At 36.7% G+C, this 16,559-nt stretch carries 17 protein-coding genes; 8 read left to right on the top strand and 9 right to left on the bottom strand.

The window, feature by feature from the left end; translation table 11 throughout:
• Window positions 1-216: 216 nt before the first annotated feature.
• The 4 genes from J7E16_RS06675 to J7E16_RS06660 are packed head-to-tail and all read right to left on the bottom strand — an operon-like array spanning window position 217 to window position 2,745.
• Complete coding sequence (locus J7E16_RS06675; protein ID WP_034546568.1) at window positions 217-477, bottom strand: metal-sensitive transcriptional regulator; 261 nt, start codon at window positions 475-477, stop codon at window positions 217-219.
• Window positions 477-773, bottom strand: coding sequence for a rhodanese-like domain-containing protein (locus J7E16_RS06670; protein WP_214890177.1), 297 nt, complete (start codon window positions 771-773; stop codon window positions 477-479). Before J7E16_RS06670 ends, J7E16_RS06675 begins: the two co-directional genes overlap by 1 nt.
• The gene (locus J7E16_RS06665) at window positions 773-2,440 is read right to left on the bottom strand and encodes an FAD-dependent oxidoreductase (RefSeq protein ID WP_214890175.1); all 1,668 of its coding nucleotides are present in this window, start codon (window positions 2,438-2,440) and stop codon (window positions 773-775) included. Before J7E16_RS06665 ends, J7E16_RS06670 begins: the two co-directional genes overlap by 1 nt.
• On the bottom strand, window positions 2,440-2,745 hold the full coding sequence (locus tag J7E16_RS06660) for a rhodanese-like domain-containing protein (protein WP_214890173.1): 306 nt from the start codon (window positions 2,743-2,745) through the stop codon (window positions 2,440-2,442). Before J7E16_RS06660 ends, J7E16_RS06665 begins: the two co-directional genes overlap by 1 nt.
• Window positions 2,746-3,017: 272 nt before the next feature.
• On the opposite strand from J7E16_RS06660, the gene J7E16_RS06655 reads away from it, so the two are divergent.
• Window positions 3,018-3,803: a DeoR/GlpR family DNA-binding transcription regulator gene (locus J7E16_RS06655; RefSeq protein WP_214890171.1), complete on the top strand. Its 786-nt coding sequence runs from the start codon at window positions 3,018-3,020 to the stop codon at window positions 3,801-3,803.
• Entirely contained in the window at window positions 3,793-5,178 is a 1,386-nt protein-coding gene (locus J7E16_RS06650; RefSeq protein WP_214890169.1) for a M24 family metallopeptidase, read from the top strand. The genes J7E16_RS06655 and J7E16_RS06650 overlap by 11 nt, the downstream gene beginning before the upstream one ends.
• Before the next feature lie 76 nt (window positions 5,179-5,254).
• Here the strand turns inward: J7E16_RS06650 and J7E16_RS06645 are convergent, their stop codons facing one another.
• The gene (locus J7E16_RS06645) at window positions 5,255-7,153 is read right to left on the bottom strand and encodes an endonuclease MutS2 (protein ID WP_214890167.1); all 1,899 of its coding nucleotides are present in this window, start codon (window positions 7,151-7,153) and stop codon (window positions 5,255-5,257) included.
• Window positions 7,154-7,657: 504 nt separating this feature from the next.
• Here J7E16_RS06645 and J7E16_RS06640 point away from each other — a divergent pair.
• The 5 genes from J7E16_RS06640 to J7E16_RS06620 all read left to right on the top strand — a co-directional run bounded on the left by J7E16_RS06640 (window position 7,658) and on the right by J7E16_RS06620 (window position 11,269).
• Window positions 7,658-8,104, top strand: coding sequence for a HEAT repeat domain-containing protein (locus J7E16_RS06640; protein WP_214890164.1), 447 nt, complete (start codon window positions 7,658-7,660; stop codon window positions 8,102-8,104).
• Between the two features lie 272 nt (window positions 8,105-8,376).
• Window positions 8,377-8,901 (top strand): DUF308 domain-containing protein, encoded by a 525-nt coding sequence (locus J7E16_RS06635; RefSeq protein ID WP_034546578.1) that lies wholly within the window; start codon window positions 8,377-8,379, stop codon window positions 8,899-8,901.
• Between the two features lie 147 nt (window positions 8,902-9,048).
• A complete protein-coding gene (locus J7E16_RS06630; RefSeq protein ID WP_214890162.1) occupies window positions 9,049-9,222 on the top strand; it encodes a hypothetical protein in 174 nt (57 codons plus the stop codon).
• Window positions 9,213-9,968, top strand: coding sequence for a nuclease-related domain-containing protein (locus tag J7E16_RS06625; protein WP_214890158.1), 756 nt, complete (start codon window positions 9,213-9,215; stop codon window positions 9,966-9,968). Before J7E16_RS06630 ends, J7E16_RS06625 begins: the two co-directional genes overlap by 10 nt.
• Before the next feature lie 275 nt (window positions 9,969-10,243).
• The gene (locus tag J7E16_RS06620) at window positions 10,244-11,269 is read left to right on the top strand and encodes a N(5)-(carboxyethyl)ornithine synthase (RefSeq protein ID WP_214890155.1); all 1,026 of its coding nucleotides are present in this window, start codon (window positions 10,244-10,246) and stop codon (window positions 11,267-11,269) included.
• A gap of 178 nt (window positions 11,270-11,447) precedes the next feature.
• Here the strand turns inward: J7E16_RS06620 and J7E16_RS06615 are convergent, their stop codons facing one another.
• From J7E16_RS06615 to J7E16_RS06605, 3 genes are all read right to left on the bottom strand, one after another.
• On the bottom strand, window positions 11,448-12,389 hold the full coding sequence (locus J7E16_RS06615) for a prenyltransferase/squalene oxidase repeat-containing protein (protein WP_214890153.1): 942 nt from the start codon (window positions 12,387-12,389) through the stop codon (window positions 11,448-11,450).
• Between the two features lie 99 nt (window positions 12,390-12,488).
• A complete protein-coding gene (locus J7E16_RS06610; protein WP_214890151.1) occupies window positions 12,489-13,202 on the bottom strand; it encodes a B3/B4 domain-containing protein in 714 nt (237 codons plus the stop codon).
• Window positions 13,203-13,207: 5 nt separating this feature from the next.
• Window positions 13,208-13,738, bottom strand: coding sequence for a GNAT family N-acetyltransferase (locus J7E16_RS06605; RefSeq protein WP_214890149.1), 531 nt, complete (start codon window positions 13,736-13,738; stop codon window positions 13,208-13,210).
• A gap of 376 nt (window positions 13,739-14,114) precedes the next feature.
• Between J7E16_RS06605 and J7E16_RS06600 the strand changes: the two genes are divergently transcribed.
• On the top strand, window positions 14,115-15,461 hold the full coding sequence (locus tag J7E16_RS06600; RefSeq protein ID WP_214890147.1) for an FAD-dependent oxidoreductase: 1,347 nt from the start codon (window positions 14,115-14,117) through the stop codon (window positions 15,459-15,461).
• 221 nt (window positions 15,462-15,682) lie between these two features.
• Here J7E16_RS06600 and fghA read toward each other — a convergent pair whose 3' ends face one another.
• Window positions 15,683-16,531 carry an S-formylglutathione hydrolase gene (fghA, locus tag J7E16_RS06595; RefSeq protein ID WP_214890145.1) on the bottom strand — a complete coding sequence of 283 codons (849 nt, stop codon included), beginning with the start codon at window positions 16,529-16,531 and terminating at the stop codon, window positions 15,683-15,685.
• Window positions 16,532-16,559 lie beyond the last annotated feature (28 nt).

The following is a 16,559-nucleotide window of genomic DNA, read 5'->3' as shown; positions in this document are numbered from 1 at the left end:
GGACTAGAATTTTGTGATACTTGTTTACGTAACATCCTCGTCACCCCATTTTTTCTTTCATTATACTGCTTGTCCTATTCGATGAATAGCAAAAAAGCCAGATATTTCTATCTGACTTTTTCAGCAGCCTCCATGAATAGCAATGTGTCTTTTAAATAACTATTTAAAATCAACTTTTCAAACAAACCTACTCTATTAGAAAGAATCTGCCTCTATTTATCTACTTTTCATTAACAAATTAATGGCTTGTTGGACGCTTTCTTCTCCAGTAGTACCCTCTTCAATATTTTCTTGTACACATTTTATTAAATTTCCTGCTACGATCAAACTTGTAGCACGATCGATACTAGCACGTACAGCTGATAACTGAGTCACAATTGATGCGCAGTCTTGTCCCTCTTCTATCATCTTCAATACACCTTGAAATTGGCCATTTGATCGTTTTAGACGGTTTACAATTTTCACATCATATTCCACTATACGGTCTCTCCTCTCCAAGCTGATATACCACCCATTACATTGGTTACTTTATATCCTTCTCTCGCTAACTGCTGACAAGCCATCGCAGAACGTGCTCCTGAATAACACATAACGTAGTATTCTTGTTTTTTATTTAACTTTTCTTTGGCATCTAATAAATCATTTAAAGGTATATGGAGTGCCCCGTCTAAATGACCCGATTGCCATTCATCTATTTCTCGCACATCTACTAACGGAAGTTTCTCTCTTTTCCATTTTTGTTCAAATTCTTGCATTGATATTGAATTAAACATTATTTTTCCACCTTTTCTAGTCTGATTTTTTCTGGTCTGACTGTTGAGTAAAGAGCAAATGCTCCATCTAGATTTTTAACCTTGTATCCATTTTGTTTTAAAATTCGTTCAGCAATATAGCTACGTAAGCCACTGTGACAGCTCACAATAATTGATTTATCTTTAGGTACTTCTGATAATCGGTCTCTTAAACTATTTAAGGGAATATTTATTGATCCTTCTAAGCTACCATTTTTTTCAAGTTCATCTTCTTCACGAACGTCCAGTAATAAATCACCGGCTTCTTGGTTTGCTTCAAGTTCATGCCATTGAATTGACTCACTAACGCCTTCAATCAAGTTTAAAGCAGCATATCCAGCCATATTTACAGGATCTTTTGCTGATCCAAATGGAGGAGCATAGGTAAACTCTAATTCCGGCAAATCTTGAACAGTCATACCTGCTTTGATAGCTGTTGCAATGATGTCGATACGTTTATCTACTCCATCATCACCAATAGCTTGGGCGCCATAAATTTTTCCGTTTTCAGGATTAAACAGTACTTTCAATAAGATCGTACCGGCATTTGGATAGTATCCTGCATGACTTTTTCCTTGGATATGAACGATTTCATATGTTTCGTTTGCTGATTTTAACTGTCTTTCATTTAGTCCAGTTGATGCTGCTACTTGGTTAAATACGCGGACAATTGCGGTACCAATACTACCTTTGTTTTTTCGAGGTAATCCACTGATAACATCTGCAACTTGTCTGCCTTGACGATTAGCAGGAGCAGCTAAAGCGATCATCGTATCTTCTCCATTGATTTGTTGTTTCACTACGATTGCATCTCCAACCGCGTAAATATCTTTTTGACTCGTTTCATAGTTCTCATCTACTAATATACCACCACGTACACCAGTTTCAATGTCTGCTGTTAAAGCCAAAGTCGTTTCAGGTTTAACCCCTACTGACATTAATGTCATATCGCTTTCTAAGCGTTCGCCGTTTTCAAGCACAACTACTTTTCCTTCTTCTTCAAACGACTCAGCAGCCAATCCCGTATACAATTTAACACCATTCTCATGCAATTCTTTAGTAATATAAGCTGCCATCTCTTCATCTAACGGCGGTAGTACTTGCGGTGCTTTTTCAATAATTGTAACATCTAATCCACGATGAACTAAACTTTCAGCCATTTCTAAACCGATAAATCCAGCTCCGATCACTACAGCTTTTTTAGGATGATGAGCATCCATGAAAGCAGTGATTCCATCTACATCCGGAACAGAACGCAATGTGAAAATATTCTTCGCTTCCTCTAGTCCTTTAGCTGGTGGGATAAACGCTTTAGCTCCAGGAGAAAGGATCAATTTATCGTAAGATAGTGTGTACTCTTCTTCTGCCGTACGCACAATTACTTCTTTTAGAGAAGCATTTATCGATACTGCCTCACTATAAGGACGTACGTCTAGTTCAAAACGTGCTCGCAAAGCTTCTGGTGTTTGTACCAACAAGCTGCTGCGTTCTTCAATTTCACCAGCCACATAATATGGAAGGCCACAATTGGCAAATGAAACATAAGGTCCTTTTTCTAATATAATGATTTCTGCTGTTTCATTCAACCGTCTCAAGCGAGTAGCTGCTGACATTCCACCAGCTACGCCTCCTACAATAACAATTTTCATTACAGTTTTCCTCCCTTTGTAGCTCCAGCCCAAGATGACATGCCGCCACGGACATTTACCACATCATAACCTTGTTTCATTAACAATTTTGAAGCTTTTTTACTTCGCATGCCTGATTGACAAATCACATATGTTTTACCTTTAGGTGTATGATTAGCTATTTTACCTAAGGGGACATTTTTTGCTCCAGGTATGTGACCTCCTTGAAATTCATGTGTTTCCCGTACATCAATGATGTGCGGCTTTTCTGCGGTTATTTTCTCTAATTCACTTGTCGAAATCGATGCTACTGTTTTAAAAAACATAATCTTCCTCCTAATTAGTAGTACTCTTTTTATGACCATCTTTTGGTACTTTTATCTATTTCATATACCCTGCTACGTATTTAATATACCTTATGGGGTATATTTTGTAAAGTGTTTTTATTTTATTAGTCCATTTCTATCGTTTTTTTCGTTAAAATTAACAAAATGTAACAAAAATTTTAAATAACGTTATTTTTTGTCATTTTAATTTTACTTAATGTTATAATCAAGTTAGAGAAAAAGATTTTTTTCTAAAAATGGAGGTAGTATGGTTGAACCAAACGAAAAGACAAGAATTTATTAGCAATTTATTAAAGGTACATGGAGAAATCAGTTCAAAGGAATTAGCTGATAAATTATTGGTATCCATGATGACGATCAATCGAGATCTAAAAGAATTAGCTGCAAAGGAGGGCATCCAATTAGTACATGGAGGAGCCATTTACCGAGGTGCAGATATTCTTGAGAATCCTATATCCATTAAAGAAGAAGTCAGTGTCCAAGAGAAAAAAGCCATCGCTAAGTTTTGTAGAACTTTAGTTAAACCAGGCAGCTCTGTTTTTATTGAGACTGGTACTACAACACTGGCTGTTGCAAAAGAAATTTTCACTATCGAAAACTGTCAATTCTACACGAACTCCTTGTTGGTTATGAATGCTTTAGCTAAATTCGAAGCTATCCAATTGCACAGTGTGCCTGGAAAATATAGAGATCTTTCGAAAGGCTTTTTAGGCTTAGAAACTACTGAGTTTATTCAAAATTTCAATTTTGACATTACCTTTATGGGAGCTGAAGGTATTCGTCTCGACTCAGGCGTTTCCCTTCCAAATGAAGAAGATGCATTCACTAAAAAAGCGATCCTAAAACAATCTAAAAAAACGATCCTTGTCGCTGACCATAAAAAATTCGGTTTATCTTATTTGCATAAAGTTGGTACAGTCAGTGACTTTGATATGATCGTCACTGATTTACCAAGTGATCAAGAAGTCTTTAAAGAAATAAGTACCTTTGCCAATATAAAATCCGTTAGAAAAGAGGAAATGAAAAATGAAAATTAATTTATCCACAGTAGCCCTGCCTACGATCCACAATGATCCACAATCTGTTCTATTAACTGATGAGACTATGAACTCCAGAAAAGAACATTTCTTAACACAAATGCACCATCATTCTATCGATACGGCTATTATTTATGCCGATCGTGAACATGGTGCTAACTTTGAATATTTTACCGGCTTTATCCCGCGGTTTGAAGAAGCTTGTTTAGTGATCCATGCAAATGGTGAGAGCCATTTATTACTGGGAAATGAAAATGTGAAGATGGCTGCGCATTCTAGGATCAAAGCGAACCCTGTTCATGTCCCTTTCTTTTCTCTTCCAAATCAGCCTATGGCCGGTGAAAAAACATTAAATCATTACTTTAAAGAAAGCCATATTACTCCTGATGCGAAAATCGGTATCATCGGTTGGAAACTTTTCACATCAAATCAATACAACAATAACGACCTCTTCGATTTGCCATTTTATATCATTGATAGTCTAATGAATTATGTTACGAATAGAAATCAATTACAAAACTTCACTTTTTCTTTGCTTTCTCCAAAAGTCGGATTGCGTACAACTTATAACGCAAATGAGATTGCCCACTACGAATACGGTGCTTCTCTAGCAGGGATCGCGATGTTTCGTACGATCCAAGAAATCTCTGTTGGAAAAAGCGAAAAAGAAATTGGAGCTTTGTTAGCGCAACACGGACAACCAAACTCCGTCACAACGATCAGTGCAACTGGACAACGCTTTACGAATGCCATTATTTACCCTAGAGATAAAACTATTTCTTTAACAGATAATTATGCTCTGACTGTTGGCTACAAAGGCGGTTTGAGCAGCAGAGCTGGTTTTGTGATTTCTTCAGGTGCACAATTACCAGAAAATCAAAAAGATTATTTGGAAAAAGTCGGTAAACCTTACTTCAAAGCCTACGCAACTTGGTTAGAAACCATTGCTGTTGGTATTTCTGGAGACGAATTTTACACAAAAATCCAAGAAGTCTTTCCTTCTGAAATCTATGGTTGGAGCTTAAATCCTGGACACTATACTGCAGACGAAGAATGGCTGTCTTCCCCATTTTATAAAGGGTCAGAAGCCGTTATTAAGAGTGGACAATTGCTGCAGATCGATATGATTCCAAGCGTTCCTGGCTATACGGGTGCAAGTTGTGAAGAGCCGATTGCACTTGCTGACAAAACGTTAAGAACTGAACTCAGCCAACAGTACCCTGAAGTTTGGGAACGTATCGAGACTAGAAGAACCTACATCAAGGAAGTTATTGGCATCCAACTTTCCGATGATATTCTGCCTTTGAGTGACACAGTTGCCTTTTATACACCGTTTTTCTTAAATAAAACTCTAGCCTACACAAAAGAAGTATAATGTTAAAAAAGAAACGATCAACAATAAAAAGATCCTTTCCACTAAATGGAAAGGATCCAAAATCGTAAGCATGCAACTAACTGTTTTCTCTTCTCTTTTTCATCTCTTTATCTAAAATTTTTTGAGCTTTTTTAGAACCACGATCTAAGTCTTTCCGTACCTTTCTCGTAAGAAAATCTGTAAAGAGGCTATCTAAATCATAACCTTCTGGATACAATTCTTCAGCCATAGTCAATAACTGGATTCTTTGTCTCGGTACTTCTACAACATCCTTATCGATATAAACAACAACGTTATCTGAACCACTGTCTTCATATATTAACCCTTTCCGCTGGCTTTCTGTAAGAAGGATGCGGTCCCCCTTCCCGAAAGTAGGGATTTTTTCTTTAATCATTTCAGATTTTATTTCATTTTTTGAAAATTCTTTTTTCTGAGTTTGATAATCTTTAGTATCAATATATTTTTGCGCTTGTTTGATCAAATTGGATGCCATATTAACTTTTTTGGCAATCCAAAGTGCTTGGCTGTCGCCACTTTCACCTAAATGTAAAATGAACTTAGGCGTCAAAGACTCTCGATCGAATTCCATTGCTGCAGGAATAAAATCTTCATGTTCTTCAGCAAACCGCTTAATTTCCCCATAATGAGTTGTAGTAACGACTAAGGCTCCCTTAGCATACAGTGCTTCCATAATCGCGATAGCTAAAGCGGCACCTTCATTTGGCTCCGTCCCACTACCAATCTCATCTAACAGGACCAATGAGTGCCGTTTCACTTTATTCAAAATAGAAGCAATGCTATCCATGTGTCCAGAAAAGGTACTTAGGGCATTTTCCATACTTTGTTGATCACCAATATCCACAAACACTTCATCAAAAACTGCAATATCGGTCCCTTCTTGAACAGGGATTTGAATTCCAAACATCGTCATCAACGTCAACAAACCAACTGTTTTTAATACAACAGTCTTTCCACCAGCATTCGCACCTGTAATTACTAACCCTCGATGCCCTTCTCCTAAGGTAAAATCTAACGGTACAGCACCTTTAGGTAGAAATGGATGAATACCTTTCTTGATATGGATCACTTCATTTTTATTTACCTTTGGAGTAATACCGTTGATTTCTCGACTATATTTTGCTCGGGCAAAAATAATATCAAAAGCAGTGATCGTTTCCATGATAAAATCAATAATGGTTTCTTTCTCAGCCAAGTAACCTGTTAATTCAGCTAAAATTTGATACTCTTGTGCAACCTCTTCAGCCTTCAGCATAATCAATTGCTCATTTAATTTTGCTACAGCTGCAGGCTCAACAAAGACCGTTGTCCCTTTATTAGATTGTTCAATCATATTTCCAGCTACTTTATTCTTGTAGCTCATTTTGATTGGAACGGTATAATGTCCATCTTTTTGAACGATTATTCCGTCTTGGATCATCTCTTTATTGCTAGAATTTTTTAAAAATCTCGTCAGCTTATCTTGGATTTCTTTTTCATTTTCACGAATTTGTTTACGGACTTTTCTTAAGTTGCTTGATGCCGCATCACTGACTTTTTGATGTTGAATTTTTTGATAAATTTCTTCCTCAATCTCTAACAAGCTTGGCAGACTCTTACTATACTGATAAAGAATTGGCGTTTGATATTGATTTTTCCCAAAAAATTCATCAATCATGCGACTGCTTCTAAGAAAATCTGCATATTCAATCAAGTCATCAGGGGCTAAAATCATACCTTTTTGAACTTGTGCCATCAAGGAATCAATCCTACTCAGTCCCATGAAAGGCACATGCTGATTGCTATCTAAAATCAAACGTGCTTCTTGTGTTTCTTGCTGCCAAACTTTTACGGTTGCTAAATTTGTTTGTGGTGAAAGTTCTCCAATCCGAATTTTACTATAGTTTCCAATTGCTTTAGCTTGTACTTCTTCTTGAACGTTATTAAACTGCAATTTATTAAGTGTTTCTTTATTCATGGCTCTCTCCCTTTCGTTGAAGAGATACCCGTCCTAAAATAAATAATTAAACCTAGAGAGTACAAAAAAAGACGATAGTCGTCATACTATCGTCTTTAGAATATAAAAATTCTATTTATCGACAGGTATCACTTATAAGCATGCCAAATAAACTTTCAGTTTACTGGCTATTCAACTTATTGATTAGATACCTGCTACACTCACAAAAAAATCCCCATTCATCTAGGTTTTATTTATTCTCACTGAGAATATAGCAAGATAAAATGTATTTGTCAACCTAGGCAATCTGATGGATCTTAATTTTCCGTTAATTGACCTAAACTCAAAAGAAATTGTCGGAAATATCAATGATATGTTTAAAAAGGCTTTTCTAATGTAATTTTTAGTGATTTAATAACTAGTGGGAACAAGAAATCATTTATTTAATCGAAATAACCTTGTAAAAGTAAATTGAACGTTATAGTATTAACTATAAGACCAGAAACAGAAAGAGGCCGTGTAATTATGGGAATTATTCAAGCAGAACCAGCTAATATAGAAGAATTAAAAATCAAAGCAAATACAAAAGACAATTGGGAAACAAGACTAGCAGCCGTTAATGAATTAGCGAACTACGATTGTCAAAAATCAAGATATATTTTAACGAAACTTGCATCAAGTGACCGTGTTTTTGCTGTTAAAGAAGCTGCTTTTAATGCTGCTCAAGCAATGGGCGTCACTAAAAAAGGTTTGCCGCTAGTGGCTAAAAGAAAAGATATCGGGTACAGCAGTAAAGACTTTGCTAAAGTTTTCAAACGTGTTAAAAGAGACACTCAAATGGAAGAATTAGATCTAGCTGTCTTCAAGAAACAATTCAAAATTGTGAGTCCTGAAATGTATGATGTGATGCAATACGAAGAACAAGAAAAATTCGATTTATGGATCAGTGCATCTTACGCAAATTTAAGCTAAATTTTGTACGTAAAACTAAGGGTACAACTACTTTCTCATTTAGAAAAAGTAGTTGTACCCTTTTTGCTTATTAACGACGCTCTTAAATGCTTGAACTTTCTATCCAGCTTTAGCTTTAGGGTCAATTTTAACTAACTCAATAAAGGATTCAAAAGCTCATTCATTCAACAATAGTCTACCTCGTTATGTACACTGTAAATCCCAATCGAATCAATTGACTTTTTTTAGTTACGATTATAAACTCGCTGTATAGACAGACTGGAGGAGTACCCATGAGAAAAGAACGGTTGAAATTTTTGACTCAAGGTATTCTTTTGTTTATTTTAGGACTATTGTTTATATCAAATCCTATCCGCCAAGGTTCTTTATTTCTAATGCTTATCGGGATTGCCCTTACTCTTATCGGAATTGTCATTATCATTGATGGGATAGTTTTAACACAAGGACTCAAATACAAATTGTTGCGTATAGTGGAAGGGATTTTATTTAGCGGATTTGGTATAGTCTTCTTTTTAAGAAACCCTGCAAGAGGTGCAGCTTTAATGATCTCCTTTGTCGTTATCATGATGATTGTTTTAGCCGTTGTAAATACGATTGCTGTTTTCAAATCAAATCATAACGTGAAATGGTTGGCTATCTTTTTAAACATTTTAGTGATTTGGTTTGGTTTCCAATCCTTACTCGACCCGCAACTAGCGGTAGCTATTTTCTATTGGACCGTTTCCTTCCAATTAATTTTTACTGGTATCAACCATATTGTTATGTACTTCATCATACCCGATTTATTCGATGTATAATATTTCTAGAACTCAGTTTTCAGTAACGTCAAGACTTCTTGATGTTACTGAAAACTGAGTTCTTTTTTTGATCAAAACTTTTTTCGTGAAATTCAGTTTATTTGCGCATGTTAATAGTACTAGTTAGTTTGCTAAAGGAGTTTTCACATGATTATAAAGAAACGCAGCCAACCGTTAGTACTGCAAATTTTGGAATCATTGAACGTCCGGACTGTCCTCAGTGCTTCGGAGAAAAAAGATTACGCCAACCAATTAAAAGGCTATCAAGGAGAAGTACTGTTTGATGCCTATTTGGAAAAACTGCAATTTGAGTGCCTATAATAAATGACTTAAGGCTTAAAGAAAGTGGCAACATGATCCAAATTGATTCGCTTATTTTGACAAGCGATGTCATTTATTTGTATGAAATCAAGAACTATTCTGGGAGTTATGATTACAAAAATGACGCTCTCCAAGGTCGATTGGATTTCGTCATTGCTGATCCCTTGACTCAAATCCATAAAACCCAACCCTTTCTACATAACTTAGTGCGCAAATTAGGCAGCAAAAAAGTGGTAAAAGCACAAGTTATCTTTATTGAACCAGATTTCTATTTGTACGATTTACCTCGAGATAAGCCTTTTCTTTTTGCAAATCAGTTGACCCGAGAATTTGATTCGATGGAAAAGAGGCATTCCGCTATAAAGAAATCTGATAAACGGCTCGCCAACCAGTTGGGTCAATTACATATCACCGACTATCGTCCAATAGATTTGCCGGAATACAATTATAGCAGTCTTAAGAAAGGAATTACCTGTCCAAATTGTTTTTCATTCGACCATATAAATACACGAAAAACTCGTATTTGTACTTGTTGTGGTTACAAAGAAACCATTTCAAAAGCCATCAAGCGATCGACAGAAAATTTCCAACTGCTATTTCCTGAAGTTTCTATTACAAAACATCTCATCTATGACTGGTGTGGCAAAGCGTATGATGAACAACGCGTCCAAAGAGTTCTGAGACGCAATTATATTTCTCTCGGCAGCTACAGATCAACTTATTACGAGCAAATTCCTCGTGATTAATCAAACGGCAGGTGACTCGGATGTTCATTTGACTAATATAATCACTTTATTGATCAAATGAGCATCATGTCCCACTTTTGATTGACTAATAACCCTTTCTTTCGATGTGAAATTGCCGAAAAAGTCTTTATTTCTTCTATATATACAATAGAATAAAATACTCCTTTCATTATCTTCTACTTATTTCACTATAATTTGTAACAAATAGCTTTTAGTGGGATAATAAAGCTACGTTTAATGCTATTTTGTACATAAATAAATAGGAGGTTAGGAATATGCTGCACAAACAATTGAAAACTATCGGATTTGTCAACAGTCACAAACTCGGAGAGAAGCGGATTGCCTTACTGCCTAAAGATATTACACAAATACAACATCGCGAATCCTTATTTTTTGAAGAGGGCTACGGAAGCGTTCTAAATATTTCAGATACTGAATACGCCGCTTTAGGCTGTCATGTAGTTCCAAGGGAGATAGCTTTGGCACAAGATATCATATGCGATCCCAAAATTGGAGACGCTTCCTTTTTAGAAGGCTTGCATCCAGGTCAAACATTATTTGGCTGGGTCCATGCTGTTCGGAGCGAAAAAGTGACCAATACATTATTAGCTAATGAGCTCTCTGCCTACGCTTGGGAAGATATGTATGAAGATAACCGCCATTGTTACTGGCGCAATAATGAACTAGCAGGCGAAGCGGCCGTCATGCATGCCTATCAATTGAACGGTATCATGCCTTATGACACAAAAGTTGCTATCTTAGGACGCGGCAATACAGCGCGCGGAGCACAACGTATTTTGATTGGATTAGGCGCTGACGTTCACGTTTATAACCGCAGTCAAGAAAAATTATTCCAAAAAGAAATGACCAAATTTGATGTGATCGTCAATGCGATCTTATGGGATACATCTCGTGAAGATCATCTTATTCATCAAAGTGATCTAAAGCGATTCAAACCAGGTACACTGTTCATTGATGTCAGTTGTGATGAACATGGCGCTATCGAGACAACTGTTCCTACTTCTCTAGATGATCCGATTTATGAAATAGATAGCGTTATCCACTATGCAGTTGATCATACTCCGACTATTTTTTATCGCTCTGCTTCAAGCGCTATTTCAACCGAGACCGTTAAATACATCGATGATTTGATTGAAAGCCGTCCTAATGTTGTTTTGAAGAATGCTCTGATCATTGAGCAAGGTCACATTATGGATAAGCGCATCACTCAATTTCAAAATAGGTCTGTATTAGATTTATTGATTGAATCTGACAGACCAGATCCTACTTCAATGATTTAATTAAAAAATAAAAAGTTTCTGGACTCTATTCACTTTTTTAAAATCAGACTTTTAAAGTAAACGACTAATAAAGAGCGGGTATAAATTTAGGCTATTGCCGAATTTATACCCGCTCTTTTTTTATTTCGTAACACTAGCTGATTATACAGAACTTATTTTTCAATTGGTTCAAATAACCCTAATCGTATTTGATGCCCTGCTCCTTGATTGCCGCAAGCCAAGTTGCATGGTCATATTTCTTTAGGATGCGCAGCCCTCTAAAAGTATTAAATCTCCCTTTTCCAGACTCTTCGAGTGGAAAATAAATCTTACCTGGGTAAGTGGTACCTTTTCCGACATAGCCTTTCTTAAATGCTTTTTCCACTAATTCTAATGCTTCTTCCATCCGTTCGTCGTAAACACGATCCACTTTCACAAAATATTCTAACGCTCGGAAGCAATCATATTTCCAACGTGGTGGGTAATGAAACGTCTTAAATTCTGATTTGACGACATTGCCGGTTCTAAGTGATCTGAATAAGTGTCTTTTCAGTAAATATGCTTCCGCTGGTACGATCTTGCGTTTGACCTCCTCTAAACGATAGGTATAGCCAAATTGTTCGTAGTCCGCTAGTCCTTCCAACACCGACATCGTGGTATGGAATGAACTCACAACGGAACGCCCTTTTCCTGATGCATCCCATCGGCAATTCCATCCGCCATCGGATTGTTGATGCTCAAGGATGTGATCGATAATTTCTTCAACTTTAGGGTCTTGGATCCTCCCATAAGCCACAAGACTCAAAATCATTCCTACAACACACATATCCAAATACCGACCGGTTTTTACATACCCTTGGTTACTCCACTGATCATTTAGTACTTTCTTAGTCGCATTTTGGTAAGCAGGATGGTCGTAACTCATCTCCATATACTTCAACTCTAGTAAGGTATAGGTGCTTGAAATCCATTTATTGGAATACGTATTGCTGCCCCACATCTGCTCTTCCTCATTGTAGAATGCCAAATAGTCCGCAATAAACCCTTCATTGTGATGATCAAATGGTTTCTCTAACAAATAATTTGTAGTCAAATGCTGGATGACAACGTCTCCTTTCAATAGCCAATCAATCACTTTCATTTCTATCCCTCCACTCTTAACAAGTACTCAGCCATTCTTGTGATCTATAGCTCATATTGCTAGATATGTTTTGGAAGTTAGTTCTGAAATTAACGTTTCTTATTCCAAATCAAAAGCCGGATCGGTTCGGGTCAATAGTTTCATACTGCTCTTTGTTTGAAAATGCGTGTCGACCAAATTCTTTAATTCTTCAATAGCCTCATTAACACGCTGATGTTGTTCTGGAGTGACCGACTCAATGACTAGCACAGCATTCTCGGTATTTTCAGTCAACATGGTACGTTGCGCTTCACGCCAATTCAAACTTCTACAAATAGCACCGTCATCGTCTTGATAAATGATTTCTTCAGGTAGTGCAGGTGCCTCCTTTTCAGCTCCCAGTGGCAAAAAGCTTTCGCCACCTTTAGCTGTACCAAGTTGCAGATCTCCAGCAATCATCTGGAGATCTTCGCCTCCACAAGGGACACCGTATTTTAAAGAAACACTATTATAACTATCAACAAGTGGATTGATTGGGTAAAATTCTCTATCTTGATCAACGCGTTTCAATAAGGCTTCAATCGAAGAGCGAGCTCCTTTTTTTGTCTTAAATTGGCTAAAAGCTTCGCGCCACTCTTGAATAACTTTATTTTGACTAAATGTATCTTCCGTTAAAAATTTTTTTGCCTCTTGTTTTCCAGCGTTCAATAAATTTAAAAAGTGCTCTTCCTCTTCTGGAAGTTTATGATTGTTGATCCCCTTTACAACCAATACCGCAATTTTAGCTTCCGGAAAAACATCCCAAAATTCTGTTCCAACAATAAAACGTTTCATAATTTTCACTCCTTTGTCTTTTTCAACTCTTTAGTCATGATAAAATCAGTTTGCTCGTTATCGCCCATAAAAAACGTATGATTGCTAGTTTGAATGAATCCCATTCTTTCATAAAAAGCGATAGCAGCGAAGTTTTGTTCCCAAACTCCTAGCCATATCTTGTTTTTTTGGTAATTACTAGCTAGCTCAGTCGCTTTTTGGATCAATGCTGTTCCTATCCCTTTCCCTTTAAAATCGGTTCGTATGTAAATTTTTTCCACTTCTAAAAATTCGGTACCATTTGTTTCAGTTTGTGCTTCATTGATATTTATTTTTAAGTACCCAGCTAATTCATTGGTGTAATAGCTAAAATAAAATGCTGAATCTGTATTCAGCAGCTCTGTTCTTAATTGCTCAGTGTTATAGGCTCTTTCTAAATAGTTTTGCAAATCTTCTGCTGTATTATGATCTTTGAATGTATCACGAAAAGTCTCAGTACTCATTTTTTGTAGCGCAGATAAATTTTCCAGGGTACATTTTTTAATTTCAATAGCCATGTTTTATTCTCCTCATACTAGTTAATTTTTAGTTGATCATTTTTTTGCGGCTTTTATTTATTGAATTTCAGTCTACAGCAGCCGTTTTTTTCACTCTTTTTAGTCGGATAAAACGTACTTCAGCTTACCTTTCCAAAAAAATTTAAAACCGCATTAGAGTAAGTGCTTTCATCAATTATAACAGATATACCTTCTTTTTTTTATATAAATTATTTGATCAGACATAAGGGCTGCCATGCTTTATGAACTCCCTACAAAGAAGAACCTATAGAGCGATAACATTTCCTAAGTTTCACTTAAAGCAGATTGTTTCATAAATCTAGGGTTAAGTGGTAAGGTGCATTTGTACTAAAAAATATTATTGGGGGCCATTTTATTGAAAATTATTGTTGTTGGAACATCGCATGCTGGTTATGAAGCTATCCAAACATTATTGAAAGAGCAGCCAGATGCCGAATTGCATTTATACGAACGCGGTGACACAGCATCATTCTTATCTTGTGGAATTCAAAGTTACTTAGAAGGATTGGCTGATTCTTTAGACAGCTTGCATTATGCAACTGAAGATTCATATATTAAACAGAACATAAACGTCCATATGAATAGTGATGTTGTTGGAATCGATCCAAAAGCTAAAACCATTACTGTAAAAACAACTGATGGCGAAACTCAAGAAAGCTATGATAAATTGATTCTTTCTCCAGGTGCAGTGCCTATTGAAATTCCTATTCCTGGTGCTGACTTAGATAATATTTATTATGTACGTGGCCGTAATTGGGCTGAAAAAGTGAAAGCACGTATGGACCAATCGAAGAAAGCCGTTGTTGTTGGTGGCGGTTACATTGGAATCGAAGTAGCTGAAGCATTTACAAAATTTGGTATTGAGACTACGGTTATTGATTCCTTAGATCGCGTATTAAATACCTATCTTGATAAAGAATTTATTGATTCTTTAAATGAGAACATGCTACAACATGGACTTACTGTTCGCACGGGCGAAATGGTCAAAGAAGTCGTTGGAAAAAATGGGACCGTTACTAAAGTGGTTACCGATAAAGGCGAATATGAAGCAGATACCGTTATAATGGCTGTTGGAGTCCGTCCGAATACGAAATGGCTTCAAGGAATCGTTGATTTGAATCCAGACGGTACGGTCGTTATTGACGACTATTTAGAGACTTCTGAAAAAGATATCTTTGCAATGGGAGATGCTACAAAAATTCCATTTGCACCAAATCATGGGTCTAAACTAGTTGCTTTAGCATCAAACGCTCGTCGCCAAGGCGTGATCGCAGCTAAAAATATTTTAGAGAAAAAAGTAAAAATGCCTGAAGTATCTGGGACATCCGGTTTAACATTATTTGACTACAAGTTAGCTTCTACAGGGGTCAAAGATATTGATCAAGATTCCATCGATGTTGAAGTAGACAGCACATTCGTAGTAGAAAATATCCGTCCGACTTTTATCGATGACGAAAAAGTCATGATGAAAATCCATTTTGAAAAAGAAAGTCATCGTATCGTCGGTGCTCAATTGTTGTCAACTTATGACGTTACCGCTTCGATCAATGCACTATCTGTAGCTATTTCATCAGGCTGGACACTAGAGCAATTAGCGTTTGCTGATTTCTTCTTCCAACCAGGGTTCAACCGTCCATGGAACTACCTAAATGTCCTTGCTCAAAAAGCATTAGACGGTAATTTTGATGGTGAAAAATTATAATCTTTTTTCGTTAAAACACTAAATAAAAAATAAAACACTCCCTGCAAAGGAAACATTAGAAATAAGAAACATTTCTAATTTACCTTTGTAAGGGGTGTTTTTTCTTGGATCAGAATCAGTTGATTGGATTATTCTTCCCATAAGAAAACAGCCCGCAACACCAACCTAATGGCATTGCTGACTGAACGATTCATAAGCGATTCATTTAGTTAAGACTCCAGTTATTCGTTGTTAGCCAATTGAGCTAAATGAAATTCCAAATGCTCTTCAATTAAGCTCGCGATCGTATAATAACTATGATCATGACCTTTTTGCATCCGAATCGTCAACGGATAATTTTTCGCATCTGCAATAGCCGCTAGTTTAGCTGGCTGCAATTGCTTTTCATAAAAAGGATCAGCATCTCCTTGATCGATCAACACTGGGATTTTTTTACTCGTGTCATGTTTCAGCAGTTCCATAGCATCCCATTCACGCCACTTTTCTTTATCGTTGCCTAGATACTCGCTGAAGGCTTTTATTCCCCACGGAACCTGGCTAGGATTAACAATAGGTGCAAAAGCAGATATCGATTGGAACCGTTCTGGATTACGCAATCCAATTACCAACGCTCCATGTCCTCCCATCGAATGACCTGAAATAAATTCTGGTCTCGTCAATTGGAACTGGTCATGAGCGATAGCTGATAATTCTTTAGTGATATAATCATACATTTTATAATGAGATGCCCAAGGTTGTTCGGTAGCATTGATATAAAACCCTGCCCCCTGGCCTAAATCAAAATATTCTGAGTCTGCTACATGTGCTCCACGAGGGCTAGTATCTGGCATGATCATAGCTACTCCTAAACGTGCAGCTGCTTTTTGTGCCCCAGCTTTGTGGGTGAAATTATCATCCGTACACGTTAAACCTGATAACCACCACAATAAAGGTGGATTAGAGAATTTTTCTTTGTTTGGTAAAAATAAACTGAAAGTCATTGGACAAGCTAGTGTTTGTGACTCATGACGGTATTTATACTGTGTCCCGTCAAAAACAACGTGCTCTTCAAGAAGTTCTAATATTGACATGATTATCCTCCTCTTATGCATTTGATTG

Source organism: Carnobacterium sp. ISL-102, from assembly GCF_018612935.1.
In the GTDB taxonomy this organism is placed as follows: Bacteria; Bacillota; Bacilli; order Lactobacillales; family Carnobacteriaceae; genus Carnobacterium_B; species Carnobacterium_B alterfunditum.
Note: the sequence above shows the minus strand (reverse complement) of the source record. Positions and strands in the feature narration are given on the sequence as shown.

Excerpts from the sequence above, each read along its gene's own strand:
- J7E16_RS06670 (WP_214890177.1), bottom strand. The coding sequence starts at position 773 with ATGTTTAATTCAATATCAATGCAAGAATTTGAACAAAAATGGAAAAGA.
- J7E16_RS06665 (WP_214890175.1), bottom strand. The coding sequence starts at position 2,440 with ATGAAAATTGTTATTGTAGGAGGCGTAGCTGGTGGAATGTCAGCAGCT.
- J7E16_RS06660 (WP_214890173.1), bottom strand. The coding sequence starts at position 2,745 with ATGTTTTTTAAAACAGTAGCATCGATTTCGACAAGTGAATTAGAGAAA.
- J7E16_RS06650 (WP_214890169.1), top strand. The coding sequence starts at position 3,793 with ATGAAAATTAATTTATCCACAGTAGCCCTGCCTACGATCCACAATGAT.
- J7E16_RS06645 (WP_214890167.1), bottom strand. The coding sequence starts at position 7,153 with ATGAATAAAGAAACACTTAATAAATTGCAGTTTAATAACGTTCAAGAA.
- J7E16_RS06640 (WP_214890164.1), top strand. The coding sequence starts at position 7,658 with ATGGGAATTATTCAAGCAGAACCAGCTAATATAGAAGAATTAAAAATC.
- J7E16_RS06635 (WP_034546578.1), top strand. The coding sequence starts at position 8,377 with ATGAGAAAAGAACGGTTGAAATTTTTGACTCAAGGTATTCTTTTGTTT.
- J7E16_RS06630 (WP_214890162.1), top strand. The coding sequence starts at position 9,049 with ATGATTATAAAGAAACGCAGCCAACCGTTAGTACTGCAAATTTTGGAA.
- J7E16_RS06620 (WP_214890155.1), top strand. The coding sequence starts at position 10,244 with ATGCTGCACAAACAATTGAAAACTATCGGATTTGTCAACAGTCACAAA.
- J7E16_RS06615 (WP_214890153.1), bottom strand. The coding sequence starts at position 12,389 with ATGAAAGTGATTGATTGGCTATTGAAAGGAGACGTTGTCATCCAGCAT.
- J7E16_RS06610 (WP_214890151.1), bottom strand. The coding sequence starts at position 13,202 with ATGAAACGTTTTATTGTTGGAACAGAATTTTGGGATGTTTTTCCGGAA.
- J7E16_RS06605 (WP_214890149.1), bottom strand. The coding sequence starts at position 13,738 with ATGGCTATTGAAATTAAAAAATGTACCCTGGAAAATTTATCTGCGCTA.
- fghA (WP_214890145.1), bottom strand. The coding sequence starts at position 16,531 with ATGTCAATATTAGAACTTCTTGAAGAGCACGTTGTTTTTGACGGGACA.